General features: G+C 49.2%; 24 protein-coding genes. 18 read left to right on the top strand and 6 right to left on the bottom strand.

Annotated features, from left to right (window positions below):
• The first annotated feature begins 3 nt into the window (after nt 1-3).
• The 7 genes from ASF12_RS15035 (at nt 4) to ASF12_RS15065 (ending at nt 8,455) form a co-directional block, all read left to right on the top strand.
• Nucleotides 4-843: a hypothetical protein gene (locus tag ASF12_RS15035; protein ID WP_056036151.1), complete on the top strand. Its 840-nt coding sequence runs from the start codon at nt 4-6 to the stop codon at nt 841-843.
• A gap of 143 nt (nt 844-986) precedes the next feature.
• Nucleotides 987-2,555, top strand: a complete 1,569-nt coding sequence (locus tag ASF12_RS15040) for a M23 family metallopeptidase (RefSeq protein ID WP_056036154.1) — start codon at nt 987-989, stop codon at nt 2,553-2,555.
• A gap of 312 nt (nt 2,556-2,867) precedes the next feature.
• Nucleotides 2,868-3,632: a response regulator YycF gene (gene yycF / locus ASF12_RS15045; RefSeq protein WP_056036157.1), complete on the top strand. Its 765-nt coding sequence runs from the start codon at nt 2,868-2,870 to the stop codon at nt 3,630-3,632.
• Nucleotides 3,629-5,473, top strand: a complete 1,845-nt coding sequence (gene walK, locus ASF12_RS15050) for a cell wall metabolism sensor histidine kinase WalK (RefSeq protein WP_056036160.1) — start codon at nt 3,629-3,631, stop codon at nt 5,471-5,473. The genes yycF and walK overlap by 4 nt, the downstream gene beginning before the upstream one ends.
• Nucleotides 5,473-6,834 carry a YycH family regulatory protein gene (locus tag ASF12_RS15055; RefSeq protein ID WP_056036163.1) on the top strand — a complete coding sequence of 454 codons (1,362 nt, stop codon included), beginning with the start codon at nt 5,473-5,475 and terminating at the stop codon, nt 6,832-6,834. Before walK ends, ASF12_RS15055 begins: the two co-directional genes overlap by 1 nt.
• Nucleotides 6,835-6,848: 14 nt before the next feature.
• The gene (gene yycI, locus ASF12_RS15060) at nt 6,849-7,586 is read left to right on the top strand and encodes a two-component system regulatory protein YycI (RefSeq protein WP_056036167.1); all 738 of its coding nucleotides are present in this window, start codon (nt 6,849-6,851) and stop codon (nt 7,584-7,586) included.
• A gap of 62 nt (nt 7,587-7,648) precedes the next feature.
• Nucleotides 7,649-8,455 (top strand): MBL fold metallo-hydrolase, encoded by an 807-nt coding sequence (locus ASF12_RS15065; RefSeq protein ID WP_056036170.1) that lies wholly within the window; start codon nt 7,649-7,651, stop codon nt 8,453-8,455.
• Here the strand turns inward: ASF12_RS15065 and ASF12_RS15070 are convergent.
• On the bottom strand, nt 8,424-8,663 hold the full coding sequence (locus ASF12_RS15070; RefSeq protein WP_056036173.1) for a hypothetical protein: 240 nt from the start codon (nt 8,661-8,663) through the stop codon (nt 8,424-8,426). The genes ASF12_RS15065 and ASF12_RS15070 overlap by 32 nt on opposite strands.
• 192 nt (nt 8,664-8,855) lie before the next feature.
• Here ASF12_RS15070 and ASF12_RS15075 point away from each other — a divergent pair, with 192 nt between their 5' ends.
• The 6 genes from ASF12_RS15075 to ASF12_RS15095 all read left to right on the top strand — a co-directional run bounded on the left by ASF12_RS15075 (nt 8,856) and on the right by ASF12_RS15095 (nt 14,696).
• Nucleotides 8,856-10,202: a S1C family serine protease gene (locus ASF12_RS15075; protein WP_056036177.1), complete on the top strand. Its 1,347-nt coding sequence runs from the start codon at nt 8,856-8,858 to the stop codon at nt 10,200-10,202.
• A 366-nt stretch (nt 10,203-10,568) separates the two neighbouring features.
• Complete coding sequence (locus ASF12_RS33285; RefSeq protein ID WP_063838033.1) at nt 10,569-10,736, top strand: CxxH/CxxC protein; 168 nt, start codon at nt 10,569-10,571, stop codon at nt 10,734-10,736.
• A gap of 275 nt (nt 10,737-11,011) precedes the next feature.
• A complete protein-coding gene (mmuP, locus tag ASF12_RS15080) occupies nt 11,012-12,385 on the top strand; it encodes an S-methylmethionine permease (RefSeq protein ID WP_056036179.1) in 1,374 nt (457 codons plus the stop codon).
• Nucleotides 12,386-12,509: 124 nt separating this feature from the next.
• Nucleotides 12,510-13,520 carry a homocysteine S-methyltransferase gene (mmuM, locus tag ASF12_RS15085; RefSeq protein ID WP_056037010.1) on the top strand — a complete coding sequence of 337 codons (1,011 nt, stop codon included), beginning with the start codon at nt 12,510-12,512 and terminating at the stop codon, nt 13,518-13,520.
• A gap of 218 nt (nt 13,521-13,738) precedes the next feature.
• Nucleotides 13,739-14,218, top strand: a complete 480-nt coding sequence (rlmH, locus tag ASF12_RS15090) for a 23S rRNA (pseudouridine(1915)-N(3))-methyltransferase RlmH (protein ID WP_056036182.1) — start codon at nt 13,739-13,741, stop codon at nt 14,216-14,218.
• Nucleotides 14,219-14,372: 154 nt separating this feature from the next.
• On the top strand, nt 14,373-14,696 hold the full coding sequence (locus tag ASF12_RS15095; protein WP_056036185.1) for a DUF2834 domain-containing protein: 324 nt from the start codon (nt 14,373-14,375) through the stop codon (nt 14,694-14,696).
• A 583-nt stretch (nt 14,697-15,279) separates the two neighbouring features.
• On the opposite strand, the gene ASF12_RS15100 is transcribed toward ASF12_RS15095, so the two are convergent.
• Entirely contained in the window at nt 15,280-16,191 is a 912-nt protein-coding gene (locus ASF12_RS15100; RefSeq protein ID WP_056036188.1) for a helix-turn-helix transcriptional regulator, read from the bottom strand.
• A 100-nt stretch (nt 16,192-16,291) separates the two neighbouring features.
• On the opposite strand from ASF12_RS15100, the gene ASF12_RS15105 reads away from it, so the two are divergent.
• Nucleotides 16,292-17,257, top strand: a complete 966-nt coding sequence (locus ASF12_RS15105) for an alpha/beta fold hydrolase (protein WP_056036191.1) — start codon at nt 16,292-16,294, stop codon at nt 17,255-17,257.
• Between the two features lie 274 nt (nt 17,258-17,531).
• Entirely contained in the window at nt 17,532-18,911 is a 1,380-nt protein-coding gene (locus ASF12_RS15110; protein WP_056037012.1) for an FAD-binding oxidoreductase, read from the top strand.
• Between the two features lie 61 nt (nt 18,912-18,972).
• Here ASF12_RS15110 and ASF12_RS36165 read toward each other — a convergent pair whose 3' ends face one another.
• The gene (locus tag ASF12_RS36165) at nt 18,973-19,104 is read right to left on the bottom strand and encodes a hypothetical protein (RefSeq protein ID WP_268795437.1); all 132 of its coding nucleotides are present in this window, start codon (nt 19,102-19,104) and stop codon (nt 18,973-18,975) included.
• A 168-nt stretch (nt 19,105-19,272) separates the two neighbouring features.
• Between ASF12_RS36165 and ASF12_RS15115 the strand changes: the two genes are divergently transcribed.
• Nucleotides 19,273-19,842: a hypothetical protein gene (locus ASF12_RS15115; protein ID WP_056036194.1), complete on the top strand. Its 570-nt coding sequence runs from the start codon at nt 19,273-19,275 to the stop codon at nt 19,840-19,842.
• Between the two features lie 224 nt (nt 19,843-20,066).
• On the opposite strand, the gene ASF12_RS15120 is transcribed toward ASF12_RS15115, so the two are convergent.
• Together ASF12_RS15120 and ASF12_RS15130 are read right to left on the bottom strand one after the other, a co-directional pair.
• Entirely contained in the window at nt 20,067-20,957 is an 891-nt protein-coding gene (locus ASF12_RS15120; RefSeq protein WP_056036198.1) for a hypothetical protein, read from the bottom strand.
• 405 nt (nt 20,958-21,362) lie between these two features.
• A complete protein-coding gene (locus ASF12_RS15130) occupies nt 21,363-22,328 on the bottom strand; it encodes a helix-turn-helix transcriptional regulator (protein WP_056036203.1) in 966 nt (321 codons plus the stop codon).
• A gap of 106 nt (nt 22,329-22,434) precedes the next feature.
• On the opposite strand from ASF12_RS15130, the gene ASF12_RS15135 reads away from it, so the two are divergent.
• Both ASF12_RS15135 and ASF12_RS15140 read left to right on the top strand, forming a co-directional pair.
• A complete protein-coding gene (locus ASF12_RS15135) occupies nt 22,435-22,914 on the top strand; it encodes a GyrI-like domain-containing protein (RefSeq protein ID WP_056036206.1) in 480 nt (159 codons plus the stop codon).
• A 23-nt stretch (nt 22,915-22,937) separates the two neighbouring features.
• Complete coding sequence (locus ASF12_RS15140; protein WP_056036209.1) at nt 22,938-23,399, top strand: hypothetical protein; 462 nt, start codon at nt 22,938-22,940, stop codon at nt 23,397-23,399.
• Nucleotides 23,400-23,658: 259 nt separating this feature from the next.
• Here ASF12_RS15140 and ASF12_RS34515 read toward each other — a convergent pair whose 3' ends face one another.
• Nucleotides 23,659-23,802, bottom strand: a complete 144-nt coding sequence (locus tag ASF12_RS34515; RefSeq protein WP_155973188.1) for a hypothetical protein — start codon at nt 23,800-23,802, stop codon at nt 23,659-23,661.
• Between the last annotated feature and the right edge of the window lie 256 nt (nt 23,803-24,058).

Below are 24,058 nucleotides of genomic sequence, written 5' to 3' on the forward strand. Positions count from 1 at the left end.
GGTATGGTGGAGAGCATGTGGAAGATGACGGGCTGGCTGGCGAAAACGGTGGCGGCAGGAATCATTATAAGCTTTTTGTCGATTTGGACGACGGGCTATATTGTGAGCAGTTACTTGGATACGATTTTGAAGCAATATAATTTGCCCCTGGAAGTAAAGCCGATGGCGCTAACTGGATTATGGGGAAAAATGTGGGGCGCTGATCCGCTGATGGCGGATACAGGCGGCTCTAAAGGGCAGTCTGGCGCCTCGCAGACTGGAAAGGATAGCTCAGGGGCGAGCAGCGGCAGCTCGGCTGAGCAAGGAGAGACGGGGGCGCAGAAGCCGGATGGATCGATTTCTTCAGGCGAGGACGCAGCGGCAGGGGAGGATTCCCCGCTCGCCATCGATGCTTTCGGGCAGCAAGCGGAGCCGCCGCTTACCGATATTGGCATTGGCGGCGGGACGAAAGCGGATAGCGGCGCGGCCTCAGGCATAGGAGCGGGCAGCACAGAAAGCGGTACAGAAGGCAGCACGACGAACGGGGATGCGGAAGCAGTGGACGGAGAGCAGCCTTTAGCGGAATCAGAATCCGGCACAGGCAGCTCCTCCATTGACGGTACGGAAACAGCGGTTACGACGGATCAGCTGAACCAGGTCAAGAGCCAAATGAGCGACACGGACAAGACGGAGCTGTTCGGATTATTAATGACCAAGCTGCCCCAAGAAGCTTGGCAGACGATATCCGGCTACATGGAAAATGGCCTTACAGATGAAGAGCTGACCCAGCTTCAGCAGGTCATTGCCCAGCATTTGAGCAAGGAAGAATACGAGCAAATTATGAGTATTCTGAAGAAATATTAATATTAAGCGGTATTCGGAGAGGTTGCTCCTCGTATTAAGGCTATGTTAAAGTAATATTCGGGTGTTCTGTCGGGACAAAGGGCCCTGATATGAATCGGAAGACCTAATTAAGATAGCGGCATTAAGGCGAGAAGGAGACGATCATGACCGATTTTAGGGGAACGGGTCGGATCCGAAAGGCGTGGAATACCTCCATTCAGTTCTTTCGGCAATTCCGAACACAAGACTCGAAAGGCATCAATCAACAACCGTCCGCAGCAGTGCAAGCGACATCGACAACTACAGCAGCTACTAACTATAAAAAACCTATCATCCTTGCAGGCGGAATAATCGCGATTTTGGCAGCAGTCGGAATTGGCGGTATACAATACGTTAAGGCTAACACGAATGACTATTATCACTTATATATGAACGGCACCGAAGTAGGAACGGTCGGCAGCCCGCTGGAGGTTGGAGCGCTGCTTGAGCAGAAGACATCCGAAGCACAGCAGGAAACGCCAGATATTCCAATTATGGTGGAATCAGGTCAACTTACATATACGAGTACAAGTGCTTACAAAGGCAGCCCGGATACGCAGCAGACGCTTGCGAAGCTGGAAGGTCTGCTTACAACCCACGCAGTTGGCGTAGAGGTGAAGGTAAATGGCAAAGTAATCGGTATTGTGAAGAGCCAAGCAGCAGCAGACGCCGTACTCGCACGGGTGCAGAGCAAGTATGCACCGGAGGAGAAGACGGAGAAGGATTCAACGAAGGTTCGCGCACTCGCTTTTTCACCAGAGGAAGAAAAGGCGGACGAGAATACACCTAAGGCAGGCAAGGAACTGACGGATGTTGCTTTCGTAGAGAAGGTGGAGACGGATGCGGTATCGACTTCGCCTAGCGACATCGTTTCAGACAATGATATGTACAAGCTGCTCGTAGAGGGCACGATTAAGCCAACGAAATATACGGTACAGCAAGGCGATTGCGTCGGTTGTATCGCTCAGAAATTTGATATTTCACCGCAAGTGATTTATAAGAATAACAAAGGTATTGAAGATGATATGATCAAGGTTGGAGATGTACTTGATCTTACCGTTCGCCAGCCGGAGCTGTCGGTCCGGACAACCGAGAATTTGACGGAAATCGTGACGATCGACCCGCCAACTGAGGTTCAGAAAAACGATGATATGCGTGTTGGAGAATCCAAGCTGATTAGTGCAGGCGTCAGCGGCTCCAAGAGCCTGACCTACAAAATCGTGAAAGAGAATGGTTACCTAATCAGCGAAGAGCTGGTAGACCAGCAGGTCATTAAGGAAGCTGTTCCAACGGTCATGATGAAGGGCACGAAGGTCATTTTGGGCGAAGGAACGGGATTATTCTCTGCTCCCGTATCGGGCTATTCGGTGTCCAGTACGTTCGGAACGCGTTGGGGCCGATTGCATAAAGGGATTGACATGACGGGCGGCAAAACGATTACAGCAGCCGACAATGGCGTTGTTATTTTTGCAGGCACGAAGAACGGCTACGGCAATGTAGTCATCATTGATCATAAGAATGGATATGAAACGCTGTACGGGCATCTTGACTCGATTAGCGTCAGCGTAGGCGATATATTAGAAAAAGGCGATACACTGGGTATTATGGGCAACACGGGACGTTCTTACGGTGTCCACCTTCATTTTGAAATTCATAAAGACGGAGAGCTTCAAAACCCGTTGAAATATTTATAATCGGACTTATACCATCAGGGGGAGTGCAGCCGAAGCGAAAGCTTGCGGCGGCGCTCCCTTTATTATTTTAAAAATATAAGCATTTATAAGTTTCACATCTATAAATTGGCTTATATTTCTCGGACTGAAACGCGCCGCGCCGCCAAAGGACGGCGATAGCCGTTTCACCTTGGCCCAGTCGCATGAAGGAACTTTAATTGGGAACTAGGTATGGCAGTATGGTAAGATAGTATTGCTATGTGTATAAAGTTATACCCTAAAGTATGGGAAGATTAAACAGATAAGAATTAGGAAGCGACAGGCGGTGTGACGATGCACGGTAAAATTTTAGTGGTCGACGACGAACAGCCGATTGCAGATATATTGAAGTTCAACTTGGAGAAAGAAGGCTACGAGGTCATTTGTGCTTTTGACGGCGGACAGGCTGTGGAGCTTGCTTTCGCAGAGAAGCCGGATTTAATGCTGCTTGACTTGATGCTTCCGGTGAAGGATGGCATGGATGTGTGCCGCGAGGTTCGCGCAAAGCTGCATATGCCGATCATTATGCTGACGGCGAAGGATACGGAAATCGATAAGGTGCTGGGCCTAGAGCTTGGCGCAGATGATTATGTGACGAAGCCGTTCAGCACCCGCGAGCTGCTGGCAAGGGTGAAGGCCCATCTAAGAAGGCAGCAGAAGTCGGCTGAGGTTACGGTAAGTGCTGCAGGCGTGCACGGTTCGGATGGCGGACAGGACGCGCAGCAGGAGAAGCAGGGTCTGCGTCTGTTTAATTTGTTCATTGATACCGACATGTATGTCGTCTACAAGGACAATCAGCCGCTTGATTTGACGCACCGGGAATACGAGCTTGTGTATTATATGGCGCGCAACAGCGGCAAGGTCATGACGCGTGAGCATTTGCTGCAGGCGGTATGGGGCTTTGAGTATTTTGGCGATGTGCGAACGGTGGATGTGACGATCCGCAGGCTGCGCGAGAAGATCGAGGATGATCCGAGCAGGCCGGAGTTCATTATGACACGGCGCGGGCTTGGCTATATGATGCGAAGCACGAAGCCAGGAGGTTACGGTTACGTATGATGGGGCGGCGATTTTTTCGCACGATCCAAGTGAAGCTGGTCATTATTTATTTGCTGCTGATTTTGGTAGCGATGCAGTTAATTGGCGTTTATTTCATCAGCACGGTTAAGACGTCGCTGACGGACAGCTTCACGAACAACCTCAAGGAGCAGGCCGATATATTGTCCAAGCTGGCGGCGCGCCACTTATCGATCAAGCCCGGCGGGGATTTGGATACGAATGTGGAAAGCGCGGAAGGGCTCAGTCTCGTCGTTCGCAACTTGTTCAGCATTAGCGGCACAGAGGTGCAGGTGCTCGACGCGAACGGCAAAATCGTTGCGACGTCCGTTCAGGTGCCGGAATCCTATGTAGGCAAGAAAAACCCGTCGCTCGCCGTGAGCCGGGCGCTGGTGGGCATTCCAGAGAACGAGGAAGAGATCATTGACGAAAATAATGTCCGGAAAAAGATCATTGCGCTGCCGGTAACGGACAACGACAATGACAATGTGCTCGGCGCGGTCTACATGGTCGCGTCGATGGACAGCCTGTATGACACGGTGAACCGGGTCAATCAGATTTTTTTCTCAGGAACGCTTATTGCTTTGGGGCTGACGGGGGTGCTGGGCATTTTGCTTGCCCACACGATCACGAGCCCGATTCAAGGACTGACCCGGCAGGCGGCAGCGGTCGCTGAAGGCAAGTTCGATTTCAAGGTTCCGGTGCTTGGTGATGATGAAATTGGGCGGCTCAGCATGGCGTTTAACGATATGACGATCCGGCTGAAGGAGGCGCTATCGGTCAATGAGGAGGAGAATGAGAAGCTGAATTCCATTCTCTCGAATATGAGCGATGGCGTAATTGCAGCGGATGAGCATGGGAAGGTCATCGTCTGGAATCGGCGGTCGCTGGAAATGCTTGATCGCAAAAGCTGCGAAAATTGCAGCCTGACCGAGCTGCTTGCGCTGCCTCAGCAGCGGCTGGACGAGCTGCGGCAGGGCAAGGAGCAGACGCTCATTCTGGACCGGGGCGAGGAAGCGGAAATGGATGAGGCGGAAGGGATTATGCGCGTCACCTTTACGCCCATTCATCGCCGGGATAAAGGGACGACCGGCACTATTGTCGTCCTGCAGGATGTCACCGAGCAGGAGAAGCTGGAGCAGTCGCGCCGGCAGTTCGTTGCGAATGTCTCCCATGAGCTGCGGACGCCGCTGACGACGATCAAGAGCTATGCAGAGGCGCTGAATGACGGAGCGCTGGCAGAGCGGGAGCTGTCGGAGCGATTCGTTGGCGTCATCAGCAATGAGACGGAGCGGATGATTCGTCTCGTAACCGATCTGCTGCATTTATCGCGGCTGGATTCCAATCAGGCGCCTATGCGGCGCAGGCAGACAAATATCCACGATATGCTCGACGAGGTGGCAGACCGGTTCTCGTTCCAGCTGCGCCAGAAGTCGATTCGGGCTTCTATCCAGGTCGATAGCGAGCTGACGGAGGCTTGGCTGGACCGGGATCAAATTGATCAGGTGCTGGACAATCTTTTTTCCAATGCGATTAAATATACGCTGGACGGCGGCAAAATTCAGCTGAGCGCCCGCAAGCAGGAGCAATCGCTAATAGCAATCAGCGTCAAGGATACGGGGATTGGCATTCCGAAGCGGGATTTGCAAAAAATCTTTGACCGCTTCTACCGCGTAGACAAAGCGCGTTCGCGCAATATGGGCGGAACGGGGCTCGGCTTGTCCATTGCCCGGGAAATCGTCAAAGCGCATGGCGGCACGATTTCGCTTGATTCGGAGCTGAATGTCGGGACGACGGTTACGTTCACGCTGCCGATGCTGGAAGAGGACGGTGAGCGGAGCTAATGGAACGGGCGAAAACGATGATATTAATTTTTTTGGTCGCCTTTAGCCTCATGCAGAGCTATTTTCTCGCTTATAGTATGCCAGGACTTGGCGCTACGGTACGCACAGAGCAGGACTACATCAATGCGGAGCCGCTTGGCGAGGAGACGACGGTGGAAAACGTTATTTTTCCCGATGAGCTGATTATCCACTTCGGCGGGGACAAGCACACGGTGCTGTATCCAGGCATGACCTTCTATAACATGATTCTCAAGGATCGCATACAGGGCCGCGAGTTTAAAGGGTTTCAGCGGAGCCCGATTGATGTAATGGATTGGGAGCAGGTGCGGAAAAAGGATGCCGGCGTTGAGCTGCGCTTCCAGAATGGCGTGCCTGTTGATCTGCTGCGCAAGCTGCTTAAGGTGCAGGGCGACATTATGTTTCTAAATGAGACGATTGACCGCATCTGGATTTTCAAAACGAGCAATACGGAAGAGGTGCGGACCTTCTTCTTTAGCGAGGGTGGCGATATCGTCTATGAATCGGTTCAGGCCGATTTGACGGTTCGCGATGTGCAGGATTACGTCGGCTTCGGGGAATATCAGACGAATTACCAGTATGCGGACGGCGATCTGTATATCCCGGATAAGCCGCTGCAGTCGGTGGAAATGGTTTATCCGTATACGGTTTATTCTGCGGATGTGGTGCAGCGCAATCTGTTCTTCGATCCAGGAACGACGAAGGCGCTCAAGGATCGAAGCGGCGCACAAATCTATACCGATGGCAAACGCGGGCTTCAAGTGGAGCAAAGCGGCAACTGGATGATTTATACCGATCCGGCAGCGTCGAAGAGCGCGGATAATATATTGAGCGATAATATGTACGCCGCAGTGGAGTTTGTGAATCAGCATGGCGGCTGGGATGGCACGCATCGCTTCGTTAATCCTGTACTGGATACGGACAGCAAGCTGGGCAGAACGGTGCTGTTCCAGCAGTATTTGGAGCAATATCCGGTGTTGGAGGCGGCAGGCTTTCAGTACGGCTGGATTCGGCTGATTTTGCAGCAGGGCGTGGTGACCGAGTATAACCGTTCGCTGATTACGCTTGGCGATCAGGCAGAATCGAGGGAGCCGCGTTATTTGCCGGGTGGCGATGATCTGCGCAATGCGTTGGAGCGTTATGCAAGGCTATCGGAGGTCGTTAGTATGTTCCCAGCACTGCAGGCGGTGCCGAAGGAAGGCAGCAAGCTGGATTTTGTCCCCGTATGGGGCGTGAAGCTTGCGGATGGGACGCAGGAAGTGCTAATGGAGGCTTATCCAACGGGCTACATTCCGCTGGAAGCAACGAATGGTGCTGAAGGAACGGCTGGAGCGGCGAAGTAGGAGGTGAGAGGCGTTTGGATTGGAGCAGAGCGAAAAGTGTGTTGATCGGCAGCTTCCTGCTGCTTAATATTTTGCTTGGCTATCAGGTATGGCTAGAGGTGCGGGAACAGTTGGACATCAACAATCACTCCGCGGAGCTTCCGCCGGACACCGCCCTGGTCATGAAGCAGAAGCGCATCGAGCTGAACGCCAACTTGCCGCTTGAAACGCCAAGCATGCGTGATTTAACGTACCAGCTCCAGTCGCAAAGTCTGGAGGAGCAGGAAGTTGTGAAGCTGGAGACGCCAGTGGATAGACGAATTGTATTCTCGCAAGCGGATTTGCTGACCGCATTAGGCGATCAAATTCCGGACATTGAACAGTATGCTTTCGATCCATTGGGCAGCAAGGCAGGTGTATTCGTCTTGTACCGGATGGTCGAAAACCGGCCGTTGTTCGAGGTCAAGCTGGAGCTGTATTACAGCAATCAGAAAATTACAGGTTTTAAGCAGTCGCGCATTGAGGTGCTGGAGAGCAATGATGCGAAGCAGCAGACGGTGCTGCCTGCAGCGAAAGCGGTAGCGCCGTTCATTGAGCGGAATTTGCCGGATGGCTCGGTCATTACCGATATCCAGCTTGGCTATCATGGACAGACGTTTGATACGGAGATGCAGGTATCCGCGCCCTATTGGCGTGTGCTGGTGGAGGATGCGGACCGCCCTTATTATATCCATGCGGTAAGCGGTGAGGTTGCCCAGGATAAGGAGCAGTAGGTGAAGGCGCAGAGTTATTCAGCGACAGGCTCAAGTGGGAGAAAGGATAGGACGAGGCGGAAATGGGACTATGGTTTACAGTACTGGCAAGCGGTTCAACGGGGAATGGCACAATTATTAATAATGGCGACAAGATGGTACTCGTCGATGCGGGGCTTAGCGCCAAAAAAATGGAGGAGCTCATGAAGGAGCGCGGAGTGTTCGGCCATCAGCTGGACGCGCTGTTCGTCACGCATGAGCACTCCGATCATATTAAAGGGCTCGGCGCGTTTGCGCGCAAGCACGAGCTGCCTATTTATGCGAATGAAGCGACTTGGGGCGCAATGGAGCGGCATGTCGGCAAAATCGATGCCGATAAGCGCATTGTAATCGAGACGGGAGATACGCTTAACTTTGGATCGCTGCAAATACAGTCTTTTCCGATTTCGCATGATGCTGCGGAGCCGGTGGGCTATACCTTCGTCGATCAGGGCGTTAAGCTGAGTTTGGCGACCGACCTTGGTTATATGAGCGATAAGGTGAAGCAGGCGATCATTGATTCGGATGTGCTGGTGCTGGAATCCAATCATGATACGGAGATGCTTCGGATGGGGCGTTATCCATGGAATACGAAACGGCGCATCTTAAGCGACGTCGGACATTTATCCAATGTAGCGGCTGGGGAAGCGCTCTGCGAGCTGCTGACTGACCGGACAAAACGGGTGTATTTGGCCCATCTTAGCCTTGATCATAATTTAATGGACTTAGCGATGCTAACCGTTAATAACATATTAGAAGACAACGGGATTTTCTTCAAAAAAGAGGACTTCCCCCTGCGGCACACGTATCACGACAAGCCTACTGAATGGGACGAAGTGAAGAAGAAATAAGCTTGTGCAGCTGTTCATCCATTTGCCCGTCAAGCTGGCTAGTCTTGGCTTGTAATTCCTCTACTGTAACAATGCCTTTCTCTAGCAGAAGCTCTAGCAATGCGCTTAAGGTCAGAACGGTGCGATAGTGCTCCTCTTTCAGATCTGCGAGCATCGCGCCGAGCTGCACATGCTCCCAAGCGGATGGGATGGAAGTAGGTTTTTTCATTAAAAATCAAGCTCCTTTGGCAATGAAGTGGAAAGCAAATCATCTTTTAACAAAAAATTTTTCTAGCTGCGGATTGTAATCTATTATTATTGTAGTCCAATCTTCCGAAATTATTCCTAGCAGCATTTATTTCGATCGAGAGATATACCAAATAGTCTTGATGTCGGCCGGACATCGAGAGGAGAGATAGATATGGGATTATTCGATGACGATTTCTATTCGACGAAAGTATCCAGACGCACACGCGCCTTCAGCAAGGAGCGGCGCATCTTGTCAAGCAAGCAGACGAGGCGGAATTGGTCCAGTGTGCGCATTGCCTTTATCTCTTCATCTACAAGCGCAATAGCGGCTGTGCTGCTGTTCGGGCTGTTCTTTAATGGCGGGGTTGGCGGCAGCGCCAAAGTGCAGGCGGTTTCTACGGCGAAGATGTCCGATGACAGCGAATCGCTGGAAATGAAGACGATTCAAGCTTCAGCGAAGGTCAGGCCAGCTGTCGTTAGCGTTATTAATGAGCAGCGGCAGGCTTTCAGCATGGGCGTTCCGAATGATGAAGGCGATGGCAGCAAGAGTGAAAGCAAAGACAGTATAGAGAAGAACAGCTTGCAGCAGGCCGGCGTTGGTTCAGGATTTATTTTCAAAAAAGAAAATGGCAAAGCCTATATAATGACAAACTACCATGTCACCGTCGATGCGGATGCGCTTAAAGTGACGCTCATTAGCGGCGAAGAGCGTGCGGCGAAAATGATTGGCGAAGATCAAATTTCTGATCTGGCTGTATTGGAAATCGACGACAAGGGCATTGATACCGTTGCGGAAATTGGCGATTCCTCTGCCTTGCAGCCGGCTGAATTCGTCATTGCCATCGGCAATCCGCTCGGGTTGGGCGATTCCTTATCCATGGGTATCGTGAGCAAAACACGTCAAATCGTTCCTGTATCGTTGAACCAGGATGGCAACTATGATTGGGAGCAAGAGGTTATTCAAGTGGATGCGTCCATCAACCAAGGCAACAGCGGCGGACCGCTCATTAATTTGAACGGCCAGGTTGTCGGCATCAATAGTATGAAAATCGCAGATATCGGCGTGGAAGGCCTCGGCTTCGCCATTCCGACGAATAATGCGATGCCAATCGTAAACGATTTGCTGGAAAAAGGCTATGTGCCGCGTCCGTATTTGGGCGTGTACACGATGGACCTGGCGCAATATTTTGCGCAGCAGGGCGGCAGCGCTGGCGGGAAAGCCGGCAGTTCGACAGATGGCAGCGACGATGAGGCTGAAGGCGCGGCGCAGCTTATTTTGCCGGAGGATGTCCGTGCGGGCGTCATTGTGCTGGAGGCGGTCGGTCCAGCGAAGGAGGCTGGTCTCCTCTTCAACGATGTGATCGTCAAGCTCGATAAGCAAGCGGTTGGCAGCACGATGGAGCTGCGGAAGTACCTGTACTCCAAGAAGCATATCGGCGACAAGGTAGAAGTGACCTTCTACCGGGACGGCAAGCTGACGACGGCGCAACTTTCGTTAACCGATAAGGTGGAAGAATAAAATATCGTCATCCTATTAGGGAGAGCGGTCGTGGACAGGAGGAAGCCTGTTGCGGCGGCTCTTTTTTTCTTTAAAATATAGGAAAGTATATGATGTTTCCATCCTTTCTCTATATTTCTTGGAATGAAACGCGCCGCCAGAGGACGGCGCGTTTCACCTTGACGTATAGGAAAGTATATGAATTTTCTCATGCTTTCTCTATACGTTTCGCCAAAACGATGGCGTCTAATAGTAAGGACGCCGCCAGGCGTTTCTCTTAGGACGGAAAGGTGCGGGCTTCACAATATGCAGGTTGTTTGTTATGCTAACGGAAGGCAAAGGGACAACACCCTGATTAAATCAAGCAGAAGAGGAAGCGAACCAACTATGTATTGTGTATGCAAAAAACACGTGGAGCTAGCGATCGATAAGTTCGTTGATGAGTATGAGGACGCGCCGGATATCGTGGATTTGAAGGAAACGGAATTTGCAGACTGGGACCCGCCGCGCAAATGCGATTTATGCGATGATGGGGCACTGTTTTTGGTCGTATAAGGGAAGAACCGATATAAGAATAGTGTTCATCTATCGCTGGGCGTATCTATATGCCCAGCGATTTTTTGCGGATTTTAAAATGTGTTCCTCTGCGTGTCAAGCTGTCGGTCAATATTAACATTGACATGAACCTGACAGCCCGATATATTGAAGTTAACTTGTTGCAGGGGCGAAAAAAACTTGAAATCTGCTTATGCGGTTTCGTTAGCAGCGCACTCTTTTTCAAAAGGGAGTGTGTTTTTATTTGTCCGAATATGACACTTAGGAGAATGAACGTGGACAATGGAAGTAAGCAGCAGTTTAGGCGGAAAATGCAGACGCGGCATATCGTTATGCTCTCGCTGGGCGGTGTTATTGGGACGGGCTTGTTCTTAAGCTCCGGTTATACGATTCAGCAGGCAGGCCCGTTTGGCGCGATTTTGTCCTATCTGGTTGGCGCTATTGCTGTGTATCTCGTGATGCTGTGCTTGGGCGAGCTGTCGGTACATATGCCCGAGACAGGCGCTTTTCACAGCTATGCGGCAAAATATCTCGGACCCGCTACCGGCTACACCGTCGCTTGGCTGTACTGGCTCACCTGGACGGTGGCGTTAGGCTCGGAATTTACGGCGGCTGGGCTGCTCATGCAGCGCTGGTTCCCTTCGGTTAATGTATGGATTTGGAGCGCGTTATTCGCTGCGTTAATCTTTGTCTTAAATGCACGATCGGTGCGGTTTTTCGCGGAATCGGAATTTTGGTTCTCGTCTGTAAAGGTTTTGACGATTGTGCTGTTTATAGTTATCGGAGCGGGAGCGATCTTCGGCATTGTCCCAATGGCGGATGCGGCTCCAGCGCCCTTGTTGACCAATATTACGAGCGCAGGCTGGTTCCCAAATGGAGCCTTTGCCATTTTATTGACGATGCTGGCGGTGAATTTCGCCTTCTCCGGCACGGAGTTGATCGGGATTGCAGCGGGAGAATCGGTGAATCCCGAGCGGACGATACCGAAAGCGATTCGCACGACGCTGTTCCGTCTCGTTATTTTTTTCATTGGAACGATTGTTGTGCTGTCGGCACTGCTGCCTATGTCGGAGGCGGGGGTAACGGAAAGTCCCTTCGTCACGGTAATGGAGCGGGTCGGCGTGCCGTATGCGGCGGATGTGATGAACTTTGTTATTTTGACAGCGATTTTGTCGGCGGCGAACTCGGGATTGTATGCGTCGTCACGGATGCTGTGGTCGCTAGCCGACAAGAAGACCATTTCGCCTTTGTTCGCCAAGCTGACGAAGCATGGTGTGCCGCTGAATGCTGTCATTCTTAGTATGATGGGCGGCGGACTTGCGCTGCTCTCCAGCATTGTCGCGCCGGATACGGTGTACATTGCTCTAGTTTCGATATCAGGGCTTGCCGTGGTCGTTGTGTGGATGAGCATTAGCGCTTCGCAGTTTATGTTCCGCAGGCAGTATGTTCGCGAGGGGAACTCGGTGGACAAGCTGGCTTATCGGACGCCTTGGTATCCTTTTGTGCCGATTGCTTCGTTCGTGCTGTGTCTTGCGTCCTGCATCGGTATTGCGTTCGATCCGACACAGCGGATTGCGCTGTATTGCGGGGTTCCGTTTATTGCGCTGTGCTACATTAGCTATTATTCGTTTTATCGTGTGAAGAAGTAGCGAGTTAGGCAGGGCGTGACGTGAAGTGACGGAAAATATAGAGCTGAAAGAGAACGAAAAAAAGAAAGAGAACGAAAAAGAAAAAGAAAAAGAAAAAGAGAACGGAAAAGGGAGGAGAAGTGTTATGGAAAAGTTTAATGGTGCTACGCACAATGTAATAGAGGATATTTTGCAGAAGCATGAGATTATGGTGCTGGATGGCGCAATGGCAACGGAGCTGGAGCGTCATGGCTGCGATCTGAATGATTCGCTTTGGTCCGCGCGAGTGCTGCTGTCACAGCCTGAGCTGATCTATCAGGTGCATCTGGATTATTACCGCGCAGGAGCGGATTGCGCGACGACGTCGAGCTATCAGGCGACAGTGGATGGTTTTCGCAAGCGAGGGCTTAGTGAAGAGGAAGCTTTGAAGCTGATTAAAAGCACGGTCGAGCTGGCGCGGAAAGCGCGTGATGATTATTGGGAGCAAGAGGGTACAGGTGCTGCTCAGGAGGGTAATGGTGATTTGGCTTCTGCGCGGGGCGCTAATTCCGCTAACAGGCCGAAACCGCTTGTTGCTGCATCCATCGGGCCATATGGCGCTTATCTGGCGGATGGTTCGGAGTATGTCGGCAACTACGGCGTGTCGGATGAGGTACTGACGGAGTTCCACCGTACAAGAATGGCGGCGGTTATTGAGGCTGGCGCGGATCTATTGGCGTTCGAGACGGTTCCTTCTCTACAGGAAGCCAGAGTGCTGGATGCCTTGCTGAAGGAATTTCCGGGCGTGTATGCGTGGTTGTCGTTCTCATTGAAAAATGAAACGGCGATCAGCGAAGGTACTCCGCTGGCGGAATGCGCGGCTGCCTTCGCGCAAAGCGAGCAGATTGCCGCGATCGGCATGAACTGCGCCCCCGGCGCTGTCGTGACGGAGGCGATTAAGGTGCTTCGCGCTCACTCGCAGAAGCCGATTATTGTTTATCCGAATTCCGGGGAAAGCTATAATCCGGAGACAAAGACGTGGCATGGCGAGGGCAGCTGCCCGAGCTTCCTGAAGGAAGCGGAGGGCTGGTACGAAGCCGGCGCCCGTATTATTGGAGGCTGCTGCCGGACTTCGCCGCAGCAGATTGAAGCGATCGCTAGGAAATGGCGAGCTTGAGATGCTGTGCAAGAGCCTGATGGATATTAGTGAGTAGTAGAGCCTAATGGACATGCGAGGATAATGTTTAGGTTTTTGAATCACAAGGCCAGCCAGAGAGCTCTCTGGTTGGCCTTTTTTTCTAGGCCTAATAATGTGTTGTTGCTGCGGACGAATGGTATGATTGGTACTAATAGGACAGGCCGATATATAGGCTGCGAATAAAGGAGACGTTGTCAGTGCAAATACAGATTATTTCAGTGGGCAAGCTGAAGGAGAAATATTTAACGCAAGGGATCGCGGAATACGCTAAGCGCTTGGCTCCGTATGCAAAGCTAACGCTAGTCGAGGTAGCGGATGAGAAGGCGCCGGAGCAGCTTAGTGCGAGTGAAGAGCAGCAGGTAAAGGCGAAGGAGGGCGAGCGGATACTGAGCCATATCAAGCAGGATACGTACGTTGTCGCAATGGCAATTGAAGGCGAGATGTGGACGTCGGAGCAATTGGCGAAGCATGTCGAGGAGCTTGGTACGTATGGGAAGAGCCAGATCGCTTTTGTCATTGGCGGGAGCTTGGGACTCGCTGATGAAGTGCTGCGCCGCGCTAATATGAAGCTTTCTTTTGGGCGGATTACCTATCCGCATCAGCTGCTCCGTCTTGTGCTGACGGAGCAGGTTTATCGGGTGTTTAAAATTATGCGGGGTGAACCGTATCATAAGTAGGGGCAAGTTTTTTTGAAAAATCGCGCTGAGGGCTTGGAACGGAGCCTTGAAGGACATGGGTTGAAGAGCGGTCACGCGCAGCAGCGAAGATGGAGCAAACGGACTTTTGCGAGCTTTTTGGAGTTGCAAATTACAAAATAATGGAGGGTTATAAATGAAGTACTTTTACGGAGTATTATCTTTTTTGGGACTCGTCTTGCCCTATTCGCAATTCATCCCTTGGGTCGTGCGCAACGGCCTCGATTTGTCTCTCCTATTTGAAGCCATAACCAGTACGCGTATCGGAGCTTTTGCATGGATGGATGTTTTAGTTACCGCGATCGTGCTTATGGGATTTATTCTGTTAGAAGGCACCAGAAAGAAAATGAAATATTTATGGTTGCCGATTGCAGGTACGCTACTGGTAGGTCCTTCACTGGGTCTTCCCTTGTTTTTGTTTCTTCGACAATTACACTTGGAGAAAAACATTCTAAAATAGCATCAAAGATGGGAACGGAAACATGGTTAAACGAATCAGTTTAAAATGTTCGGCATTTCTTGAACGTCATGATGCCATCGACGCAGCAAAGAATGTTATCTAGGATACAGGGGCATAGATCGTAAACTTCAAAACGTTCGCCAAACACATGACCACCTTTCATTTCATTATTGAAACAGATAGCGTGGGTCGTTTGCTTGCTCAGATTGAGGCATCTTCCCTTACTCTATTTTCAGAGTCATCAACAGAATTAAAGCTGCGTTTAGAAGAGTGGGAAACGAAACGTCCGACAATAGAACTTAATGGTTCTTTAGTAGTGTACATCGTAAACGATGGGCCTGATGTTGAAGTTGACGTACCAGCGGTACCAGGCTAAAGGCTTCCTGCAAATGAATTGAAGGGTTGTCCACTATAATCTGTTTTAGTATGAAAGCTTGCCGGTACAGACTGAGCGGAGAACCGTGCCATAAGTGACGGCGAAAAGTTGAGTTGAGGATTGAAGCTACGATGCTAAATCTATGAAGAAGCGCGTAAAGACCCAACTCATGTGGAATCGGTCATATAGGCCGAGACGAGACCTTGATCAGGAATAGTTCTCCATCATTTGATATAAATAATTTCGAAAGTCTTCAACATAGGTTTTGGGCTCTACAACTTTTAGATGAGTGCCGAAGCTTGCTAATAATTGAAATCCCGTACGATTTTGAGGGACATAAAGGGTTGCTAATAAAAATCCAGAACTATGGTCTTCAATACTTCTTCGACCATACCTTTCGATGATTTGATCTTTTATGCTGGGCGATATCCGTGCCTTAATCGTGACGAATTGCGGTACATAACTTGCTTCGTGTCTTTGCTCGGACCAATCGTCTCTAGGATGAAACGCGCGTTCATCCATAGTAATAGGATCGATTCGAGATAACTTGAATGTTCGATATCCCTGTCGATGTAAACAGAATCCTTTCAAGTACCAACTCGATTCGCTAAAATGCAGTTCATAGGGCTCGACCATTCTGTTCGTTGCAGCCCCATCTTTATCTGTATAATCAAATGAAACCAGCCTTCTCTTTAAAATGGATTCTTGACATGTCTTTAAGGTTTCAAGAATCTCGGACCGACCCTCCCAATCATAAAACGACAGTTGAATGGTACGATTCAGAGACAATGGACTAACCATTGCCTCTATTTTTTTAATCGTTCTTTCAACTTCTTCAGTAAGGAGAATTTGTTCCAATCCGCCGAGTGCAGTTAATATATTCTGTAAATCGGAGCTGCTTAAAAGGCGTTTATCAACCTTGTATTCATCCATTATGCCGTAGCCGCCTTTGACCCCAATGACGGAGTAGATCGGGATGTTCGATAAGCTCAATGTTTCCATATCGCGAAGGATCGTTCTTTTGGATACATTGAATAGTTGTGAGAATTCCTTTGTAGAAACAACCTCTTTTTTCAGCAATATCATAATAATCGAAATGAGTCTCTCCACTTTATCCATAATTGCCCTCTTTTTTTCTACATAATTTCAGAACGGTGCCACCTAGATGTCACCTTTTGTCCATTATACTACATGTATCACAAGAAGGAGGTTTTGATTAATGTTTAATCCAACCGATTTTCCCAATCCCACCCTTATTTTAGTCAACGGTGTGGAACTCGAAGTTTTTGAAGCAGGCCGACAAAATGCCGGAAAACCCATAGTCCTATGTCACGGCTGGCCAGAGCATGCCTTTTCTTGGCGTCATCAGATGGTCGCTCTTGCCGCAGCGGGCTACCATGTCATCGTCCCAAACCAGCGGGGTTACGGCAATTCATCCCGTCCGACCGAAGTAACAGACTATGATATTGAACACTTGTCGGGCGATCTCGTCGCACTACTCGATCACTACGGTTACGAAGACGCCACCTTTGTCGGTCATGATTGGGGTGCAATGGTCGCTTGGGGACTGACCTTATTGCATCCAAACCGTGTAAGCAAAGTGATAAATCTGAGCTTGCCTTACCAAGAGCGCGGAGAAAAACCCTGGATCGAGTTCATGGAAGAAATACTTGGCGGCGACTTCTATTTCGTCCACTTCAATCGACAGCCAGGCGTCGCGGACGCCGTATTCGAAGACAATACGTTCCGGTTCCTTCGCAACCTGTACAGGAAGAACGAGCCCCCCACAGAGCCTCAGCCAGGTATGGCGTTGATCAAACTCGCCAGAGCAGAAACACCACTGGGTGAGCCCTTGATGAGCGACAGCGAACTGGCCGTTCTCGTCTCTGCTTTTGAAACATCAGGGTTCACGGGCAGCATAAATTGGTACAGGAACCTTGACCGCAACTGGCGCTTATTGGCGGAGGTGAACCCAATCATTCAACAGCCGACTCTCATGATCTACGGCGACCGGGATGCGGTTCAAAAGTCAGAAAACTTGACAAAGTTCGTGCTCAATGCGGAAGTGGTCAATCTGGATTGCGGTCATTGGATCCAGCAAGAAAAGCCGGAAGAAACAAACCAAGCGATTTTGAGATGGCTGAAACAGCAGGATGCCAAGGTAAATAAGTGCATTTCGTCATAATTCACTTCAATTTATTTAATATCCCTTGGTAAGGAATTCGGTGAGTTATTGAGTTCAAGTGTTTGATGTTCATTAGATGTACTAGAAGGGCTATCCCCACAAGGGATGGCCTAAAAAACTTGCCGTTACAGACAGCGCGGAGAACCATACCATAAGTGACGGCGATTTGAACTATTTTACGATACAAACAGGGCGTTTGCCGCTACTAGGTCAAGTATCCCTACATAAGCTGATGAGAAAGGCTAATGCCATGAACAGGGATGGTGTAAAGTGGATGACACAAAATCGGAAAAAGAGAGGTACACGATTAACAGGGCGGCTCGTATTTCCGGGCAATCCGTCATATAATGCCGCCAGAATGGAGTTCAATAGGCGATTTTCCAAATTTCCAAAGGTCATTGTTTTTTGCAGACGAACTCAGGATGTGATCAACGCAGTAAAATGGGCTCGTGAGCATGGTGTACGGCTGCGAGTGCGCAGCGGGCGGCACAGCTATGAAGGTTTTTCGGCTGTAAATGGCGGTATTATTATCGATGTAAGCGAGATGAATAAGGTTAAGGTTGATCGAAAAAATAGGGTGGCCGTTGTACAGACGGGAAATCCACTTGCCCGAGTGTACAAAAAGCTGTGGAATAAGCGTGTGGCACTTCCGGCTGGGACAGCGCCCGACGTAGGCGTAGCCGGGCTTACCCTGGGAGGCGGTATTGGACTTCTGTCCCGCAAATATGGACTTACGTGCGATAACTTGAAACAAGTGAAGATGGTCGTAGCTTCGGGGCGGTATGGAGCAAAGACGATTGTGGCAAACAAGAGGAAACATTCCGATCTATTGTGGGCATCACGAGGCGGCGGGGGAGGAAACTTTGGCGTTGCTACAGCCTATACTTTTCGGGTTAGACCCATTTCAACGGTTTCTATATACAGCGTCACTTGGAAATGGGGCGATTTGGAGAAGGTGCTGCCGGTTTGGCAGCGCTGGGCCCCGTCTGTCACGAACCGCTTAACCTCAACCATTGAGGTGGCTGCCAAGAAGGTGGGAACGATTGAATCTGCCGGGCAATTGCTTGGCGGTGCAGAGGAGCTGCGTCGATTGATTAGACCGCTCTTACGAGCAGGCACTCCGGTAAAGGTACTGGTGAAGACAGTGCCTTTTATTGAAGCAACCAAATTTTTTGCCGAATCGGACCTAAATTTGGAGCCGAAATTTAAAATAAGCGGGGCTTATGGGCTTCAACCTTTGCCTCGTGAAGGAGTACGAATTATACGTGATTTTTTATCCAAAGCACCCAACAGGCATTCTACCGTGTGGAGTCAAAGCTTAGGTGGTGCAGGAAGCGCGGTGAGTCGGGTATCGCCTACTGCAACGGCCTATCCTCATCGGAAAGCTGAGACCATCTACGAACTGTCAGCACGCTGGAGGAACAACGGGGAGCAGAAGCGGAATATTCAGTGGGTGAAAAGGTTCCGCAGAGCGTTACGTCCTTTTGTAAAGGGGGATTATGTGAACTTTCCCGATTTGCAGATTAAGAACTGGCCCAAGGCGTATTATGGCGTGAACTTTTGCAGATTGAAGCAGGTGAAACGAAAGTACGATCCTCATAATGTGTTTCGTTTTGCTCAGAGTATTCCAGTGGGTAAACGGACCAGAAAATGATATACTCGCACCAGAATTAATTGAAGCAAAGGAGCTGTCGGCGGCAGCTCCTTTCGCATTTTTAGCCAATTGCCCCATTAAGCTGAACCGTATCATAAATAAGGGCAAGCTCTTTTTGTAGCGGAGCGACGCAGGGAAGCACTTCCGCGCGATGCAAAATGACAATGTCCGGCCCTGTTTTAATGATTCTCAATCTATATACCTCCTGAAAAGGGGGCTTGGCTCTAGTTCACGATTATGATATATGTACCAAAAACTGCTTGAATCGGTTTCAAGCTAAAGGGTAGATCATTGCAACATTCCACCTGTTTAAGAAGTCAATAAGGATGTATAAAAAACATCATGAGAGCAGGTGAGAAAATTGAAACTTCGTTTACTCACGTTAATATTTTTTTTCACTACCGTATTTTTTGTTTCAACTGGACAAGAGGCTAAAGCTTTGTCCTGTGCTGAAGTGGGAAGTCCCAAAGAAGCATTAGAGATATATAGTGGAGCCGTTTACGGTGAAGTTAAGCAAATAAAGGTTGACTTGAAGCAAGAGGGGTTTACGGGGACAAAAGAAAAAATTAGATATCTTATAGTAGAAGTTGAACGAAGTTGGAATATTGAAGTTGACTCTCAAATCATTGTCGCAACTGACTACAATTGGGGTTTTGAATTCAGGGAAGGCAAAAAATACTTAATATACGTTAGCGAAGTGGATGGCGAATTAAGCAGTAGTCCGTGCAGTTCGACAATCGAAATGAATAACCTGAGCCAAGCAACTGAACTATTCGGTGAAGGAGTTCAACCAAAACAACAAGTAAACTTAGAACACAAGATGTGGTTTATGTTTGAACAAGATATCGATTTGTATATCGTAGTTGCAATAGCAATAATACTTGCGGTGATTGTAGTCTTTTTCGTAAGGGCAAGAAAGAAAAAGTTCTAAGTGTAATCTTGTTGCGTATGGGTACGATATTTGAATAAAGCGAGAAAAAGAAAGGGCCATCCCTCAGAGGATGGTCCTAAATCTTGCTGTTACAGATAGCGCGGAGAGCCATATTACAAGTAACGGCGAAAAATTAAGAATTAGCCCTGCAATTAAAGTGAAGCGAGAGAGATATGGAATAAATTATACCCTTCCAATGATGGCAGCTGTTCAGGATCACAAAATCAACCGTCCGACGGGGCGTACTTCCCCACGTCCGGCTCGAATGCCGCTCCGCTTGCCAGGTCCAGCTCCACGTGGGTAGTTCCGCGACCGTCGGTCAGCACGATCATTCGCGACCCGACGAGGGGAACGCGGTCGGCGCTGGTGCGCATGTGTGCTGAGACGACACGAGAAGCACCGTAAACGATATAATTTACCTCAACCGTGAACAACGGGAAATTAAAGAGCCAACTGTTAGTAAAATTGACGGCGGTCAACGTCCCGGTGCATGACGAACCCTCCACGCGGAGTCGCTCGATGTCCGCCTGACGCCGCCGGGCATGGGCGATAGAGCCGGGCAACCGCAGGAGCGTAATGGCGGCCCAGAGGGCGAAGCTAGCTCCGACGACTGCGCCGAGCTCTAGCGGGATCGTCGGCGATGTTGCTATGGCCTCGAGGTCAAAGGGGCGCGACAGGTCGCTTGTCAGCGTCCAGAACAGGAGGACTCCCGCGACTGCTGCGAGCCCTCCTGTTACCGATAGCGTCGCGAACAGGCCGGCCACCCTGGTCTGTCCGAACTGCTCAATCGATCGCGAGTACACTCCGCCGCTCGTACCTATCGCGACGAACAACAGCAAAACGGCGACGCCGACTGTGACCGGATGACCGAGGAGCATGCTGATTGCCGGTGTCGGCGCCATGCCGAGCAATGCACCGAACGGCACGGAGCCTGTCAGCGACCACAGTGCAGCAGCTGTAAGCAGCCACGGCATCAACGGAGCCGCGCGTCCGACGCGATGTCCCGGCCGGAGCATAGTCATCCGTCCGTTCTTATCCGTGGTGGAGAACAGCGGCAGCATCTCGATATGTGCATGCTGCCCGTGCTTATGCTGACCCTCCGCAGCATCCCTCATTGGCGTCGCCCTCCTGAGGAAGATACTCGCGCCCTGAGCGGCGGAGGGGGATTCCCCGTGACACGGCCGGGATGATCAACTATAAAATGGGGGAGCTTCTTCCCCTTTTCTTCCTCATTATTGAACGTTTTATTGTAGGTATAATGATATTCTAGGTGCCGTAATAGAAAGTTTAACTTCCTACTATCTTTGTACTCAGCCATACATACCTTCACCTCCAATATTTCTTATCTATATTTTACCACTATAAGGTTGCCCACTGTAAGTACCCCAAGTCGACATGCATTTCAAAAATGCCTAACCATACGATCGGTTAGGGTTATTCGATGTGAATAAAGAAAACAACACGTAGTGCGCTATGCACTCGTGTTGTTTCGTTGTTAGATGGAGGTATTATTATGGTTTTCAACTGTTCCCTAAAACATCCACCCTCTCCTGCAAAATCTCCAAAACCTCTTTCGGCACCTTCCTAACCTTGATGTCACCCCCTAGAAAAAGCAGCCAATTTGTTATTTCAGCCAATTCCTCCGCATGATGAACATTGATAAATGTTTTTAGAACAGCTGTAGTTTGATAAGGATTTGTGTATGAAATGGAAATATGTAAGGGATAGTATTTTTTGTACTGGGCAATCGCCTTTGGACCGAGTTCGAGGACCAGGTTGATGGCTTCTTCCTGCTTGCTTAGTTGTTCGACAATCATCTTCTTGCTTATTCTTTTTTTCTCAGGGTATGGTTTGACATCGGTGAGATTGTCGACAGGAATGATCCGCCTCTTTTCCTCATCTAAGTCAAAGCCTTCAATTTGCCATGAGCTTTTTTCACGATATAGATGCATGAGGTAAATGGGATAAGACTTTAGTTCTCTTCCTTCTTCGACGGAAACCACTAAATAGCTGTCAATAAGAAGAATTTGGATGAGTTGTTCTAAAGTAGGATGGGGCAGATCTGTCAGATCAAGCAGGTCGGGATTGTGGGGGTTGGTTCCTTCGAACAGCAAAATTTGATTTAACAGAACAAGATCATCCTGCTGGTTTTTCGGGATGAGGCCGAGTATTTTTTCCGCTAAAGATTGGCGACTCTTAAGATAGGGGAGTTGTTGGTTTCTTGTGGCCATAAAGGCAATAAAAAGAGCTTTAATTTCATTATCGGTAAAGCGGACAGTGGGTAGGACAGAGTTACTCATGACAAAATAACCCCCGTCCCTCCCGACTTCGGCGACAAGCGGCATTCCCATCGCCTCAATTTCTCTGACATCTCTAATCGCCGTCGAACGAGAGATGTTGAATTCTCGCATGATTTCAGAAATAGTAAAGTGGGCGCGGTTGTTGATGTACCGCATGATGATGTTAATCCGTTCAACTTTTTTCATGTGTCCCTCTAAACAGTATCATATTTTGACATGATTTATAGCTATTATAAACGTATCAAGTGAAAAAACAAATTATTTAGTTCATTCAAAAAAAGGAGTGTTGATCATGGCAGTGTATACCCTTGAGGAAAAAGAAAGCTTTATCGTTCTAGGTATTGGCACGGAGTTGAAGAGCGATTACACAGATTATGCCGGCATGAATAAGGAAAAGGAAAACTTTTGGCGGGCAGTGGAGCAGGATGGAAGGCTTAACGCTTTAAAGGCCATTGCCATGAATGACTACATTTTTGCCGTGAACGAAGCTGTAAATCACAAAATGATGTATTATGCTGGTGTCATGACAGAAGCATCGGTACCGGAAGAGCACAGAGTTATTCAATTCCCGAAGGGGCAATACCTCGTCGTTAAAGGCGAAGGAAATACGGCCGAAGAGATGAGCAATAAGCTTACAGGTATTGCCTTTGGTCAAGTCTTGCCAGAAGCCCAAATTTTTGCCTATGTTGGTGGACCCAATGCAACGGTTGAGATGGGGCAGCGAGACGGCCTCGTCTATGGTGAAATATGGATTCCTGTTGTTAGAAAATAAACGAATTCATTGGAGAGATGAGAATGTCCTATATCGTTGATTTTAAAAATGTGTCTACAGTTGGTTTAGAGTCTTCACCTGTAGCAGAAGCGCTAGCTGGTTTACGTGCTAATGAAGCCCGCTACTTTATGAACAAATACAAACATGAATTTACGATCGTACCCGCAAGCGAAAGTCAGGAAAACCTTGAGTATGTGAACCGCATTTTGAAAGAGCGTGATATTGCGTTTACGGCCAAACCTTTAGAAACGTCGCGTTTTCAAGTGGAAAATATCCAATTTACCTACGTCTTTTATGAGGATGGTCTTGGCATTAATGTCATGTATACGGTTGATGACCCTAAGAAGCGGGCCGTTGGTTTTAAGCTTGCTGAGGGGATGGAGGTACCAAAGGAGTTGGAAGGGAAGTTTAAGTTTGCTAGGCAGAAGTCTAAACTAGCTGGAACCATTCGGGGCTCGTTTTTTGTAATTAAAGGACAATATTAAAGTAAGTAAAAGCGTAAGCGGGCAGATTTGAGACTACTAAGCTTACTTGTTTTTGATATTGCAAGGGGCTCATTGCAGTAACTTCTTTAAAATGAGTGTGCAAGGAAGATGCGCTCATGCTAGCAGTTGTTGCTAGCTAGCTCATCAATACGCAGAGGCTTAGCGTAATCTCGGTTAATGAGAGTAATCACTTTAGCAATCCGTAGGGCATTACTGCCAATTACAGCGAACTGTAGGACGGAAGCCCTCTGTTCATCTTTTAAAATCGTCCGGTAATCGGCAAATGTACGGAGGCAACCATTTTATCCCGGTGCTTTCCGTACCAGCTTCCTAACCAAAGAATCATTGGTAATCTCTTCAAATCGAGCTCGGGATATTCGGCATCACGAATCCCTACCTGCACAAGAGCAGCCTGCTCGTCAAGATTCGGACCAGTGACAATTGACCGACGTATCTCCTCGCAGCATAGCCACAGACGAGTCCTGCGCCATTACCGGCAGGCTCGTTTTGCTTTTTACAGTACCGTTTACGAACACCCTCTAATGGAATAAAATTTCTAGAAAAAAAAATAAATCACACATTCTCCACACCCCGAACTATGCATATAAAGGAAAAAACTCACACGAGGAATAGGCCAAATTTTTTTTGGTTTCTCAAAA

It is taken from the genome of Paenibacillus sp. Leaf72 (assembly GCF_001422685.1).
Lineage (GTDB): Bacteria > Bacillota > Bacilli > Paenibacillales > Paenibacillaceae > Pristimantibacillus.

Coding starts and splice junctions, on each gene's coding strand:
- ASF12_RS15035 (WP_056036151.1), top strand. CDS start 4: ATGGTGGAGAGCATGTGGAAGATGACGGGCTGGCTGGCGAAAACGGTG.
- ASF12_RS15040 (WP_056036154.1), top strand. CDS start 987: ATGACCGATTTTAGGGGAACGGGTCGGATCCGAAAGGCGTGGAATACC.
- yycF (WP_056036157.1), top strand. CDS start 2,868: ATGCACGGTAAAATTTTAGTGGTCGACGACGAACAGCCGATTGCAGAT.
- walK (WP_056036160.1), top strand. CDS start 3,629: ATGATGGGGCGGCGATTTTTTCGCACGATCCAAGTGAAGCTGGTCATT.
- ASF12_RS15055 (WP_056036163.1), top strand. CDS start 5,473: ATGGAACGGGCGAAAACGATGATATTAATTTTTTTGGTCGCCTTTAGC.
- ASF12_RS15065 (WP_056036170.1), top strand. CDS start 7,649: ATGGGACTATGGTTTACAGTACTGGCAAGCGGTTCAACGGGGAATGGC.
- ASF12_RS15070 (WP_056036173.1), bottom strand. CDS start 8,663: ATGAAAAAACCTACTTCCATCCCATCCGCTTGGGAGCATGTGCAGCTC.
- ASF12_RS15075 (WP_056036177.1), top strand. CDS start 8,856: ATGGGATTATTCGATGACGATTTCTATTCGACGAAAGTATCCAGACGC.
- ASF12_RS33285 (WP_063838033.1), top strand. CDS start 10,569: ATGTATTGTGTATGCAAAAAACACGTGGAGCTAGCGATCGATAAGTTC.
- mmuM (WP_056037010.1), top strand. CDS start 12,510: ATGGAAAAGTTTAATGGTGCTACGCACAATGTAATAGAGGATATTTTG.
- ASF12_RS15095 (WP_056036185.1), top strand. CDS start 14,373: ATGAAGTACTTTTACGGAGTATTATCTTTTTTGGGACTCGTCTTGCCC.
- ASF12_RS15100 (WP_056036188.1), bottom strand. CDS start 16,191: ATGGATAAAGTGGAGAGACTCATTTCGATTATTATGATATTGCTGAAA.
- ASF12_RS15105 (WP_056036191.1), top strand. CDS start 16,292: ATGTTTAATCCAACCGATTTTCCCAATCCCACCCTTATTTTAGTCAAC.
- ASF12_RS15110 (WP_056037012.1), top strand. CDS start 17,532: ATGACACAAAATCGGAAAAAGAGAGGTACACGATTAACAGGGCGGCTC.
- ASF12_RS15120 (WP_056036198.1), bottom strand. CDS start 20,957: ATGAGGGATGCTGCGGAGGGTCAGCATAAGCACGGGCAGCATGCACAT.
- ASF12_RS15130 (WP_056036203.1), bottom strand. CDS start 22,328: ATGAAAAAAGTTGAACGGATTAACATCATCATGCGGTACATCAACAAC.
- ASF12_RS15135 (WP_056036206.1), top strand. CDS start 22,435: ATGGCAGTGTATACCCTTGAGGAAAAAGAAAGCTTTATCGTTCTAGGT.
- ASF12_RS15140 (WP_056036209.1), top strand. CDS start 22,938: ATGTCCTATATCGTTGATTTTAAAAATGTGTCTACAGTTGGTTTAGAG.